This is a genomic window from Paraflavitalea devenefica (genome assembly GCF_011759375.1).
GTDB lineage: Bacteria > Bacteroidota > Bacteroidia > Chitinophagales > Chitinophagaceae > Paraflavitalea > Paraflavitalea devenefica.
Map to the genome: position 1 here is coordinate 470254 of NZ_JAARML010000003.1, position 12678 is coordinate 482931.

At 45.4% G+C, this 12678-nt stretch carries 15 protein-coding genes and 1 tRNA gene; 11 read left to right on the top strand and 5 right to left on the bottom strand.

Annotated elements, in window-relative coordinates; genetic code table 11:
* Positions 1 to 4: 4 nt before the first annotated feature.
* The 8 genes from HB364_RS20215 (at position 5) to HB364_RS20250 (ending at position 7496) form a co-directional block, all read left to right on the top strand.
* Complete coding sequence (locus tag HB364_RS20215) at positions 5 to 229, top strand: hypothetical protein (RefSeq protein WP_167290138.1); 225 nt, start codon at positions 5 to 7, stop codon at positions 227 to 229.
* A 183-nt stretch (positions 230 to 412) separates the two neighbouring features.
* A complete protein-coding gene (locus HB364_RS20220; protein ID WP_167290139.1) occupies positions 413 to 1777 on the top strand; it encodes an aminotransferase class I/II-fold pyridoxal phosphate-dependent enzyme in 1365 nt (454 codons plus the stop codon).
* 30 nt (positions 1778 to 1807) lie between these two features.
* Positions 1808 to 2020, top strand: coding sequence for a YwbE family protein (locus HB364_RS20225; RefSeq protein WP_167290140.1), 213 nt, complete (start codon positions 1808 to 1810; stop codon positions 2018 to 2020).
* Positions 2021 to 2106: 86 nt separating this feature from the next.
* Positions 2107 to 2688, top strand: a complete 582-nt coding sequence (locus HB364_RS20230) for a Crp/Fnr family transcriptional regulator (protein ID WP_167290141.1) — start codon at positions 2107 to 2109, stop codon at positions 2686 to 2688.
* Positions 2689 to 2746: 58 nt separating this feature from the next.
* Positions 2747 to 3550: a DUF2306 domain-containing protein gene (locus HB364_RS20235; RefSeq protein WP_167290142.1), complete on the top strand. Its 804-nt coding sequence runs from the start codon at positions 2747 to 2749 to the stop codon at positions 3548 to 3550.
* Between the two features lie 63 nt (positions 3551 to 3613).
* Complete coding sequence (locus HB364_RS20240; protein WP_167290143.1) at positions 3614 to 4150, top strand: lipid-binding SYLF domain-containing protein; 537 nt, start codon at positions 3614 to 3616, stop codon at positions 4148 to 4150.
* 199 nt (positions 4151 to 4349) lie between these two features.
* Positions 4350 to 6749, top strand: coding sequence for an ABC transporter permease (locus HB364_RS20245; RefSeq protein WP_167290144.1), 2400 nt, complete (start codon positions 4350 to 4352; stop codon positions 6747 to 6749).
* Between the two features lie 42 nt (positions 6750 to 6791).
* Positions 6792 to 7496 carry a DUF998 domain-containing protein gene (locus tag HB364_RS20250; protein ID WP_167290145.1) on the top strand — a complete coding sequence of 235 codons (705 nt, stop codon included), beginning with the start codon at positions 6792 to 6794 and terminating at the stop codon, positions 7494 to 7496.
* A 41-nt stretch (positions 7497 to 7537) separates the two neighbouring features.
* Here HB364_RS20250 and HB364_RS20255 read toward each other — a convergent pair.
* A tRNA-Met gene (locus HB364_RS20255) sits at positions 7538 to 7611 on the bottom strand.
* Between the two features lie 297 nt (positions 7612 to 7908).
* Here HB364_RS20255 and HB364_RS20260 point away from each other — a divergent pair.
* From HB364_RS20260 to HB364_RS20270, 3 genes are read left to right on the top strand one after another with little or no spacing between them, the layout of a single operon-like run.
* Entirely contained in the window at positions 7909 to 8121 is a 213-nt protein-coding gene (locus HB364_RS20260) for a helix-turn-helix transcriptional regulator (protein ID WP_167290146.1), read from the top strand.
* A complete protein-coding gene (locus HB364_RS20265) occupies positions 8118 to 8468 on the top strand; it encodes a HipA N-terminal domain-containing protein (protein ID WP_167290147.1) in 351 nt (116 codons plus the stop codon). Before HB364_RS20260 ends, HB364_RS20265 begins: the two co-directional genes overlap by 4 nt.
* Positions 8434 to 9417, top strand: coding sequence for a HipA domain-containing protein (locus HB364_RS20270; RefSeq protein ID WP_167290148.1), 984 nt, complete (start codon positions 8434 to 8436; stop codon positions 9415 to 9417). Before HB364_RS20265 ends, HB364_RS20270 begins: the two co-directional genes overlap by 35 nt.
* Positions 9418 to 9522: 105 nt before the next feature.
* Here HB364_RS20270 and HB364_RS20275 read toward each other — a convergent pair whose 3' ends face one another.
* The 4 genes from HB364_RS20275 to HB364_RS20290 all read right to left on the bottom strand — a co-directional run bounded on the left by HB364_RS20275 (position 9523) and on the right by HB364_RS20290 (position 12609).
* Positions 9523 to 10719 (bottom strand): pyridoxal phosphate-dependent aminotransferase, encoded by a 1197-nt coding sequence (locus HB364_RS20275; RefSeq protein ID WP_167290149.1) that lies wholly within the window; start codon positions 10717 to 10719, stop codon positions 9523 to 9525.
* Positions 10720 to 10878: 159 nt separating this feature from the next.
* Positions 10879 to 11325, bottom strand: a complete 447-nt coding sequence (locus tag HB364_RS20280) for an SET domain-containing protein (RefSeq protein ID WP_167290150.1) — start codon at positions 11323 to 11325, stop codon at positions 10879 to 10881.
* 370 nt (positions 11326 to 11695) lie between these two features.
* Positions 11696 to 12136, bottom strand: coding sequence for a DUF1573 domain-containing protein (locus HB364_RS20285; protein WP_167290151.1), 441 nt, complete (start codon positions 12134 to 12136; stop codon positions 11696 to 11698).
* Positions 12137 to 12162: 26 nt separating this feature from the next.
* Positions 12163 to 12609 (bottom strand): DUF1573 domain-containing protein, encoded by a 447-nt coding sequence (locus HB364_RS20290; protein WP_167290152.1) that lies wholly within the window; start codon positions 12607 to 12609, stop codon positions 12163 to 12165.
* Between the last annotated feature and the right edge of the window lie 69 nt (positions 12610 to 12678).

Genomic DNA, 12678 nt, shown 5'->3' on the forward strand with positions numbered 1-12678 from the left:
ACTAATGGATGTGCAGGTAAGCCTTGTCAATAGGGAAAGGAAGAAGGTGGATTTGTCAAAGGAAGAAGCGGGCAGTACACCTTCCTTATTTAAAGATAAGTGTTTTTTAATATACGCTGGTTATGATGCCATGATAACCGGTCTGCAACGTCTGTATGATCAGTACCAGCAACATGATTCAATAAAGATCAGTTATGATACGAAGGTATATGTGGGACGGCTGCAATAGCGTAGTGTATTGTTCAAAACCTTGTGCACCCGTCGCTGCCAACAACCCTCCCTTTCCGGCAATCCACTTCAACTTTCCTGCCGTTTGCTAATACTTCATTGAAGGTCTTCTCTTCGTCGCTTAATTTCATCCCGCCCGATCAACAGGAGGCACTGCAGCATGCTGCTGCTTAAAACCCTATGTATGAATACAACCCAGGCGACAAACACGGAAGGGCTTGACTACCCTTATTTATTGAATGGCGAAACAGCCCATCTTCATTTTGAAGAAAGTAGTCCGGGCATGATTGACCCGCAACGTTACAGTCTGCTGGAGGTATTGCATGATAAGCGCCTTGATCACCTGTCATTCAAACAGCGGCATGAGATCATGAACAGCTTTATTGCCGGGACAAAAGCTGTGCAGCATTATACATACCGCCGGGAACTGCTAAGTCCCTGCGATGCGGAAGTAATAGTGAAGTGTAATGAAAATAGCGGAATGCGACGCATGATCAACCTCGCTTCCAATGATTACCTCAATCTTTCCATACACCCGCAATTAAAGAAGGCCGCAGCAGATGCTGTCAACCGGTTTGGTTTTGGCAGTGGTAGTGCCGCTATGCTGGCAGGTACACACAGCCTGCACAAAAAACTGGAAGATAAGATCGCGGCTTTATACAACCGGGAATCTGCCATGCTTTTTACAAGTGGGTATGGCGCCAATACAGGCGTGCTCAGGGCCTTGCTGCGGGAAACCGATGTAGCTATTTGCGACAGGTACGCCCATGCCAGCCTAATGGATGGTTGTACGCATACCAACCAGTTGTTCTTTGCTCATAATGATATGGGATCGCTCAAAAGAGCATTGGAGAAAGCGGCCAGCTATAACAACAAGATCGTTGTAATTGATGGTGTATATTCCATGGAAGGAGACATTGCCCGGCTGGATGAAATACTACAACTTGCCCATGCTTATGGGGCCTGGGTACTATGCGATGAAGCACATGCCACAGGAGTGATTGGGCCAAATGGCGAGGGAACAGAAGCTTATTTTGGCTTGGAAGGAAAAGCGGACATTATCACCGGCACATTCAGCAAGGCCCTGGGCGGTGTGGGAGGATTTGTGGCAGGCAGCAATGAACTCATCAACTACTTACAGATCGCCACCAGGTCATACATGTTCTCCACCTCATTACCAATACCGGCAGCAGCAGCCATGCTGGAGGCTTTGGATATCATAGCAATCGATCCGGGGCTTATGCAGGCACTGTGGAACAATATCCGGTACTTCCGGAACGCTTTACAGGCTATGGGCTTCGATACAGGCCTTTCAGAAACTGCTATTATCCCTGTTATTATTGGCAACGACACCCTCGTAAAAGAAATGACCCGGCGCCTTCACCGGGCGGGCATACTGGTCAATGCTGTTCCTTACCCTGCTGTTCCCAAAAAGCTAACCCGGATCAGGATATCCCTATCTGCCAACCATACCCAGGCGCAGATGGACTATGCGTTGGAGCAAATCGAAAAAGTTGGCCGGGAACTGGGGGTAATTTCAGCGTGTTGACATAATTTACGGCTGATAAACAGAAAGTACATGAATGGCCAATACAGAAAAGACATTTATCCCGGGCAGGAAGTAGCGATTATCCTTAAAAAAGACCAGCGAACAGGTAAGTTGACCTATGGCATTGTCAAAGACCTGCTAACATCAGCAGCGTACCATTCAAGAGGGATAAAAGTACGCCTGGAGGATGGGCAGGTTGGCCGTGTAGCAGAGATAGATGTTGTTGATCCTGATGGGGAGTAAAGGGCTGCTATTGATATCCGGACTTTTGGAGAAAATATTAAACAGTTCATCTGTGATATTTGTACATTTATTGTAAACCCCGGGGAATGCAGCACTACTATGATACGCTTTTCGAATACATCTCTCAGATAATCGATATTCCCGAACATGACAGAGCCCAATGCCGCAATAATTTTAAACCATTACGGGTAGCCAGGGATACTATGCTGGAGGTGGCCGGCAAAGTTCCGGTGCATCATAACTTTATTGTGTCAGGTTTTATGCGGAAATTTTATATCAATGATAAAGGCGAAGAAATAACGGTCGACTTAAATAATGGTCCCCGGTTCTTTACCTCCTATTTCCCTTTTGTGAACCAGACGATCTCCAATGAATACCTCTATTGCATTACGGATTGCGAGTTGCTCAGGATCACCAAGGCCGATGCCGACAGTTCTGCCAAAACAAGCATTACGCAAAAAGACTATACGATCAGGTTGTTCCAGCAAATACAGGAAGAAGACAGACAACGGATGAATGACCTGGCCACGCTTACAGCCGAACAGCGGTATGTGAAATTGATGAAGGATTGTCCGGCTATAATAAAAAATGTACCACTTAAATATATTGCTTCCTACCTCGGCATAAAACCTGAAAGCCTTAGCAGGATAAGGCGGGAGATTTCTTAACAATTGTTAAGTTGGAATCATCAGGCTGAAGTTATCTTTAATCCATCACTTCAGCACCATGAAACAAAGAACCCAAACTGTAGCTGTACACCTCTTTAGGAACGTCACCCGTTTTTGGTTTGTGGTAACCTATTTGGGGCAGTTGATCTTTGCCTACTATATACTAATGCTGTATTGGAAATCAACTGCACTGGGGGATTTCGAAAAGTGGAATACCGCCAATCCGCATTTCTACATGAAAGGCGATAGGGTTGGCAACCTGATCTTTGGCCTACACGTGGCTTTGGCCGTTGTAATAACTATGCTGGGGCCGTTACAATTAGTAACCTGGATCAGAACGAAAGCACCCCGGTTTCACAGGATCAGTGGCAGGGTGTATATCTTTTCAGCGTTCCTAATTAGTATAGCAGGTTTATACCTTACCTGGGTAAGAGGTTCAGTGGGCGGACTATTTAGTGCTATAGGGATCACCTTTAATGCGCTGATCATTATTGTCTGTGCATTCTTTGCGGTTAAATATGCCATGCAAAGAAAAATTAAGTTGCATAATCAATGGGCAGTACACCTGTTATTGGCCATGAGTGGTGTATGGTTATTCCGTGTATTTTTTATGCTCTGGATGGTCATTCACAGGGCTCCTGTTGGTTTTGATCCTGAAACATTTACAGGGCCTTTCTTAAATGCCCTGGCGGTACTTGTTTACATCCTTCCCCAGGCTATAGTCGCTTTCTATTTTAAAGCTAAATTTTCGGGCTCTCCCTCTACAAAATGGGCTTTCTCCCTATTACTCTTTGTTATCACAATTGGCATTGTAATAGGCACAATAGGTGCTGTCCGCGGCATGTGGCTTCCCCGGATATGATATATTATATACCCGGTCGGCTGCTGGCATATGGCTTGCATCTGTTTTTCCAAAAATACAGTTATGAAAAAGAACATAATGAACCTTGTGGTATTCACATGGTTAGGATTGTTGTTGCCCATGCTCCTGATGAGCCAGAATAAAGAACAACGTATTATGGACGACAGTAAAAAGGCCAAAGCTGCATTTATCAAGTCAGATGGGTTAATGAAGAACCTTTTTGCGAACAGTTATGGGTACGTAATATTCCCCAATGTGGGGAAAGGGGCAATTGGTGTCGGCGGGGCAGCCGGTACAGGGGCTGTATATGAACGTGGAAAACACATCGGTACTGCAAAAATGATACAGGTGAGCGCAGGTTTTCAGTTTGGCGGACAGGCTTACCGGGAAGTGATCTTTTTTGAAAACAAAGACGCCCTGGACCGCTTTACGAGTAACAAGCTTGAATTTGCCGGGCAATTCTCGGCGATTGCTGTTAAGGAGGGTGCCTCTGCCGATGTGAAATACAGGGATGGGGTTATGGTATTCACCCAGGGAAAAGACGGGCTGATGCTGGAAGCTGCATTGGGCGGCCAAAGATTCACCTACACGCCCATGTAAAAAATTATAAGACATAAAAGGGAGCTGGGCTATTGCTGCTCCTCTTTAGTTGAAGATTTATGTTAAAGTCTTACAGCCAGGAAGGTTGCCTTTCCTGGCTGTAGCTTTTTGGTGAGAAAGGAAAAGCCGGGAGAATGCGTAAAATTTTATACGATATCTCCCATTTTTCTTAGATTCATCAACCAAAATAGCCCACATAATGTACAGGCAACGTTTTAAAATGGCGCTTCGCACGCTTTGGAATCAGCGGTTTTATACCGCTTTAAATGTATTTGGTCTGTCATTAGGTATTGCGGTCGGAATAATCCTGTTCCAGTTTATACGCTATCATTCCAGCTTTGATAGCTATCATCCCAATGCCGGGCAGTTGTATAAAGTGGTTACAGAACTGCACCTGCCGGATGGCTCCGTAATACATGAAGGGGGAAGCCCTTTGCCACTCACCAAGGCGTTGAAAAATAGAATACCCCAGGTAAAAGATGAAACGGTATTGCTAACCTTAAAGTCGGCAACCATCGGTGTTCCGCTGGACAACCAGGTAAAATATTTCTCAGAGCATGGCAATATTGCATTCGCTGATGCAAATTGGTTCAACATGTTCAGCTATGAAGGAGCAACAGGCAGTACAGCAAAGCTATTAACGGAACCTGGCACCGTGGTAATTACCCGAAGATTGGCAGAAAAATATTTTGGCAATACAGATGCCACGGGCAAAGTTTTACGGCTCGACAATAAAAACAACCTTACTGTTACCGGCGTATTAGAAAATTACCCTGGCAATACAGATCTTAAGTTTGATATGTTTATCTCCGGCTCATCTTTCAGCTCTTTTTATCCGGCACAGGCAACAGATATGAACAGGGATTGGAGTTGGATAAATGCCACCACCCAATCTTTTATTTCCTTACCCATGGATGTACCAGTAAAGAAGGTAGAAGAGGCAATGGCCGGGCTTATAAAAGAACATTTTGATCCCAGTGTAGCTGCTGCCTACCAATTTCATTTATTGCCTTTAAAAGAACTGCATTTTGACGGACGATATGGTGGAGTAATACGTAAATCATTATTAACAACATTGGGCCTGGTGGGATTATTTCTTGTAGTAATTGCCTGCTTTAATTTTATTAATATGGCAAGTGCCCAAAGTGTAAAAAGGGCCAAAGAAATCGGCACCCGGAAAGTGCTCGGCGGAACGCCCGCCTCTATCTTCTGGCAGTTTATTACCGAAATATCCTGTATTGTTTTAGGGGCAACTGCTTTGGCATTTGTGTGGATATTCTTATCTCTCCCGGTAGTCAACACCTGGTTACAAACAACGCTACAAATAAACATCCTGCAAGACCGGGTATTGCTCCCTGCTATTCTTCTGCTGCTGGTTTTTGTGATACTGGCCAGTGGCATTTACCCGGCGCTGGTATTGAGCAGGTTTAAGCCTATAGAAGCATTAAAAAGCCAGAAAGCTGGCACCGGTACCACAAAATACAGGAGAGGATTGATAGTTGTACAGAACATGATTGTACAGGGGCTGATTGTTTGCACGCTTATCATCGTACTGCAGGTAAGGCACCTTAAAACTGCCGACCTGGGTTTTAATAAGAATGCAGTACTGATGGTTGCTATTCCGGAGAACAGTAAGAGCAAAATGACCTACCTGCGGAACCAGCTATTAATGGATCCGAAAATACAGTCTGTATCTTTTTGTTACCAGGCGCCTTCGTCGGATGCTTATACAGGCGGCTCTGTTCAGTTTGATCACCGGCCATGGGAAGATTTTTCGGCGGGGATCATTATGGGCGATTCTGCCTATGTAAACACTTTTGGGCTAAAGCTTATAGCAGGCGCCAACCTTGTAGAAAGTGATACTGTCAACCAGGTGCTTATTAATCAGTCCATGTTACAGCGCTTGGGTTTTAACAAGCCGGAACAGGTATTAGGGCACCGGTTGGTAGTGGGTGGACTTGATAGCCGTTCTGCAACCATTACGGGGATCGTAAAAGATTTCAATGTTCATTCACTGTATACGCCTATTGCGCCGGTGCTTATTACAACACAGCGCAGCAGGTACCGCTATGCAGCTATTACCCTTGCCCCGCATACCCAAAATGAAGCAAGGGATATCATACGCAAAGAGTGGCAGGCTGCTTACCCTGAAAGCGAATTTGAATACCGCTATTTAGATGAACAGATTGATGAATTCTATCACAAAGAAGATTTGTTAAGCAAGCTGATTAAGACAACTACGGGGATAGCCATCATTATTAGCTGTTTGGGATTATTAGGGCTTATTTCTTTTGTTGTTCTGCAGCGAACCAAAGAAATCGGTATTCGTAAAGTACTGGGCGCGGGCATTGCGGATATTGTATTGCTGTTCTCAAAAGACTTCCTGCGTCTGTTGGCCGTATCAATGGTCATTATTTTTCCGGTTGCTTTTTTCTGTATGAACCACTGGTTACAGGATTTTGCCTACCGCATCCATATAAGCTGGTGGGTATTTGGATTGGCAGGTATATTGTCTATGTTCATAGCCCTGGTAACAATCAGTTTTCAGTCAATAAAAGCAGCATTAGCTAATCCCGTGAAAAATTTGAAAATGGATTGATAAGCCACCTTCCGGGTAACTGCATCTTAAAGTATTAACACTATGCAGCAACAAACAGCTGAAGAAAAGGGCGTCAGGGAAACAATTCCAGTGCCGCCTCATATACGGCGTAGACTATGGTACGGGGTTATAGGTTCGGGCTTATTCATGATGATCGCGGGCATTGAGGGCGCACGACGGCCGGACTATGACGCCTGGCACCAGGCTATCAGTGCGCTGAGCCTGGGGTCAGGTGGATCGGTTCAGCTATTCAACTTCCTCCTATTCGGTACAATTATCTTAAGTACAGTTACCGTCTGGCATAAGATGCTGGCTGGTGGAAGGGGAGCGATGGCCTTTTCCATCCTCACTGCATTAACGGGAGCGAGTCTTATTGTTTGCGGCCTTGTTCCGCAGGATCCCGCGCCCGGTTACGATCCGGAGGGCCTCGCATTGAAGGCCCCCACGCTACGCGGGTTAATGCATCTTTTATTTGCAGGTATTGCCGCACTAAGTTCAGTAGTGGGTTTGCTGGTCATGGCGTGGCGTTTTGCCGGCGACCCTTTATGGTATGGCTGGGCCGTGTACTCAGTGCTTATGGCCGTTGCAATGGTTGCCTGTGTGACTGTCTATGCCATCTGGAGTACGAGTTCTACAGGCTATGCCGGTACATTTGAGCGTCTTGCGCTGATTGTAATGCCCATTTGGGCGCTGACCTTCCTCGTTCGCTTAGAGACAGGAGTAGCCTTCATGCGTCGTTATTCATAGCATGAAAAAGGCCTCACTCATCGTGAAGCCTTTTGTCTGTGTAGCGAGGATGGGAATTGAACCCATCACCTCAGGGTTATGAATCCTGCGCTCTAACCAACTGAGCTACCTCGCCAATTATATCCAGGAAGAGAGTTGGTTCCCTTTTTCTGGCCCATTTCTCAGCCCAAGGGTTTAAAACGGGCTGCAAAAATAGCTAAAATCACCTTTCGGCAAAACTTTAATTATAAGAAGCTTAGACATCTTTTAAGCCCCTAAAATAGAATAGGTTCCCCTCCAATTAGTTGCAATTCCTATTTCGTTGGCGCTCAAGCTCATCTCAGAATCCCAGAAATCGGTAATATATTTCTTAAAACGTCTTCTTTTTGCTCTTTAATCACTAATTTTAGGCAAAATAAGAAATATATTACCGATGGATAATGGCCAAATTGGACGCTTGATAGCCGAAAGAAGAGGATTGCTGAACTTAAAACAGCATGATCTGGCAGAAATGACCGGCATCACCACCAAAACGATCTACCTGATTGAAAATGGTAAAGGGAACCCCTCATTGGATACCCTTCGGGAAATATTGGATGTACTGGGGTTGGACATTTTTGTTGATATCAAAAAAATGGCTGAATGAAAGGACTGGTGTATAATAACGGCCTGTTAGCCGGGATGATCGAGAAAGACGATACCGGGAAGTACATATTCCGGTATGAAGACCATTATTTTAATATGCAACAAGCACCCCACATAAGCTTAACCCTGCCTAAAACCCAACAGGAATATACAGCCAATGAGCTATTTCCTTTTTTCCAGGGCCTGCTTTCAGAAGGGATCAATAAGGATATACAATGCAGACTGTACCAGCTTGATGAAGATGACGACTTTACCCGGTTGCTATTAACATCCAGGGAAGACACCATAGGAGCTATCACTGTAAAACCGGAAAATGATGAATTGTTTAGGATGTTATACGGAATCTAAAGAAGCCTATTGTTTATCCTGCAGGAAAATCCTGTTTGATAAAGCTAAGGTTTCTTCGTTGTTGGCCTTCGACGCGCCCAATATCAATAATAGGGATCTGTTCCAGGAGCACTCTAAAAGAATGTCCATCTCCGGCGTTCAATTGAAATATTCCCTGCACCGGGAAAAAACATCACTTATCCTCTGCGAAAAAGATGGACACTACCTGTTGAAACCTGTTCCACCCATCAGAACCCTTTTATATGTAAATGATGTCCCGGAGAATGAACACCTGACCATGCAAATGGCCAGCCAGGTATTTCAAATCAATACAGCCGCCAATGCCCTCATTTATTTCAGGGATAAAGAACCGGCCTATATAACAAGGCGCTTCGATGTAAGGAACGACGGGCGAAAGTATCAACAGGAAGATTTTGCACAACTAACAAGGCGTTCAAAACCCACCCACGGCGCTGCATTCAAGTACAACGGCACATACGAAGAAATTGGGCTATTGATCAAACAATATGTGGGTGCTGCCAGGGCTGTACTGGAAAATTTCTTTAAGCTTATCGTATTCAATTATGTCATCTCAAATGGAGATGCGCATTTAAAGAACTTCTCTCTTATTCGCCGGGAAAATGGCGAATACACATTAACACCTGCCTACGACCTGATGAGTACTGTTATACATACACCCAATGAATCAGATACCGCCCTGGGCTTGTATGAGGGTGATATGGATGCTCCCTTTTATGCTACCTATGGTTGCTATGGCAGAAGCAGTTTCATGGAACTGGCCAATCGGTTCGGGATAGTCGAAGCCAGGGCATTAAGAATTATTGACCAGTTTCCTGCCAAAGAAGAATCAATGAAAACATTGATCAACGCCTCTTTCCTGTCTGAAGAAGTAAAAAAACTATACATCAACAACGTAAAGGAAAAACTAAAGAGGATCATTGCCGCCTGATACCCAATCACGCAGGCAGTGGCGCATTAGCACCTTACTAAAAATCCCGCACGGATAGTGCGGGATCAATATTTATGGGAATGCTGATGACGTAGTGTATAACGCTTAGCCTTTTCTGCCGGGATATTCTTGTAGCGCCGCTTCCAGGCAATCCATCGCTTTATTAAGATCGTCTACATTCAATACATAGGCCAGCCGTACCTCATTCAGTCCAAGCCCTTTCGTGCCATAAAAGCCGGTAGCCGGGGCCAGCATCACTGTTTGTTTATGGTGCGAGAAAGATTCCAGCAACCACTGACAAAAAATATCTGCATCATCAATAGGCAAACGGGCAATGGCATAAAAAGCACCACCGGGATTGGGACAGAAAACACCTGGCATGGCATTCAGCCGGCGAACCATGGTGTCGCGGCGTTTCTGGTACTCTGCCTTGGTAGCATCAAAATAATCTTCCGGCAGGTCTACCGCTGCTTCTCCCAGTATCTGGGCAAAAGAGGGCGGACTCAGGCGGGCTTGTGCAAATTTCATCGCAGTATCCAACACCTGTTTATTGCGGGTAATGAAAGCGCCGATACGGCCGCCGCAGGCGCTGTACCGCTTGGAAATAGTGTCCATCAATACCACATGCTCATTTACGCCTTTCAAATGCATCGCGCTGATATGTTCTCCGCCATAGCAAAACTCCCGGTAAGCTTCATCGGCAAACAGGTACAGGTTGTGTTTGATGATGATCTCTTTCAGGGTTTCCATTTCTTCCCGGCTGTACAGGTAACCGGTAGGATTGTTGGGATTGCACAGCACAATGGCCTTTGTTTTGGGGCCAATGGCTTTCTCAAAATCAGAAATAGGAGGAAGGGCAAAACCATTTTCAATATGCGAAGTAATGGGTTTTACCACTACATCGGCTGCTACTGCAAATCCGTTGTAGTTGGCATAAAAAGGTTCGGGAATGATCACTTCATCACCCGCATCCAGGCAGGCCATAAAACCAAAGAGGATGGCTTCTGAGCCGCCGGTGGTTACGATGATCTGTGTATGATCAATCTCAATACCTCTTTTTTTATAGTATTGCACCAGCTTGCGGCGGTAGCTTTCATTACCCGCGCTGTGGCTGTACTCCAATACTTTAAAATCGGCATGGCGCACGGCATCCAGCGCCGCCTTGGGCGTTTCAATGTCTGGCTGCCCAATATTGAGGTGATACACTTTGACGCCTTTCTTCTTAGCTGCCTCGGCGTAAGGGACCAGCTTACGGATCGGAGAAGGGGGCATGGTTTGCCCGCGATGACTGATTGTTAACATGGCGCAAAAGTATAAGAAATTTCGTGTTTCGGGTGTAGCGTTTCGCGTTGCTCCGCATTTCCTGCATGCAGCTAAAAGGTAGGTTATTGCTTGGGCTGTAAAAAGTTAGTCAGGTAGTTACGCCTAAAGAACCCGAAACGCCAAACCCGGAACCCGACATTAAATAAATCCTTTACAATTCTTAGCGCCGCACTGGCAAGGCAGCTTCCCATCATGATGCGTTTCGCCATAATTACAGGTCAGTTCCTCATTCACTTTAATGGGGCGTAAAGCATAAAATTCTACCCGGCGATGGGTAAGGCGCATATAGGTATTAGGGTCGCAGGAGTGGTTGATATAGCGCAGCTCATTGCTATTCACAGAGGCATTCAGCGCCTCGCCATTGTCAAACTCCACCATGGCTACCCGCTTGGTTTGGGCGGTAATACGCCGGGCCTCCCGGAGGGTAATGATCACGCCGCCCAGGTCGCCGATCTTTTTGCGGGCGGGGATGCGTTGCAGGGCATAGGCGCCCTGCCCGTCAATCCTGCTTTGGGCCACTTTAATGGGATAAAATACCCGGTATTCCGGGGTGGCAAGCGTTTTTTTCTTTGAAGCTGGAGGCATGGGTTAGTATTTTAAATGGTTCGCAAATCTACACTATCAGGATCCTTTATAGCTACTATGAGGCTACTTAATGGTCTCTTTTCTGGTCAGATAAAGGATAAGCAAAAAGCCAGGTATGATTAAACTATCTTTCAGCATAGATACAGCATACCTATATAGGTATGCTGTATCTATGCTGAATATATGTTCTATATATGCTGTATCTATGCTGCATCATTACGTAACTCATTGATTACCTATACATGGACCATAACTGATCTATAGGAGGACTGTTGTTGATCTATAGAGGTAGAACACAATAGCCTGCCAGGGCAAAAAAAATCCCCATAGCTAGAAGCTATGGGGATGTATATCAATTAATTATGGGAAATTAACCTTTTTTGGAGCCTTTTTCCTTTTCGTATTTGGCATAATCCACTTCGTTCAATACCTCACCGGTGATCTTGATCTCGATGGGGGCGTCAACACCGGCTATTTTAACAGTAATAGGCTTGGTGAAAGTGCCAAGTGTCTGGGCATTGAAACCGGCAGTGATCTTGTCCTGTTTGCCTTTGGCTACAGGAGCTTCGGGCTTCACGGGGGTAGTGCAACCGCAGGAAGCAATGGCTGATTCAATAACTACGGGTTTGCCGCTTACATTGGCGAAAACAAAGTCATAAGTAACAGGTACTCCTTGTTTTATCTTGCCAAAATCGTGTACTATTTCCTTGAATTTGATCACCTCAGCAGTCTTTTGCGCGGGTGCTGCATTCTGAGCAAACATGGTGGCGGATAAGATCAATGCGCTAATAGCTAATACAAATCGTTTCATATTTAATTGGTTTATTATTTATTGGTTTATTGTTTCAGTAAAGTTAATGACGCATTTGCGGGCGCAGAAGTTGCCGGCGCTTTATAAACTGTTCCGGAAATTACAATTGTTTTCGTTTGATTATTGTTATACACAATAGTCACCGTTTTGTTGAAGCCGCCTTCAGAGGCCGCATTATACCCCACTTTAATGGTGGTGGAAGTGCCGGGCTGAATGGGCTCACGGCTCCATTCGGGGGTGGTACAGCCGCAGGATGCCTGCACGTTGTCCAGCCGCAATACTTCGGTGCCGGTATTGGTCACCTCAAAATTGTGGGTTACAGGGCGCCCCTGGGGTATCTTGCCGAAATCGAAACTGGTCTGTTTCAGCGTGATTACCTCAGCCGCCGGGGCCTTGGAATCGGGGGTGGCGTTTTGAGCCTGTGTGGCGGTAGCCAAACCAGCTACCAGCATAAATGTTAACCATTTTTTCATAGTAAGAATTTTGGTTAGGGAACCCTTCAAAATTACATTTTTAACGTACTTGCAGGTAATTAATTTTCG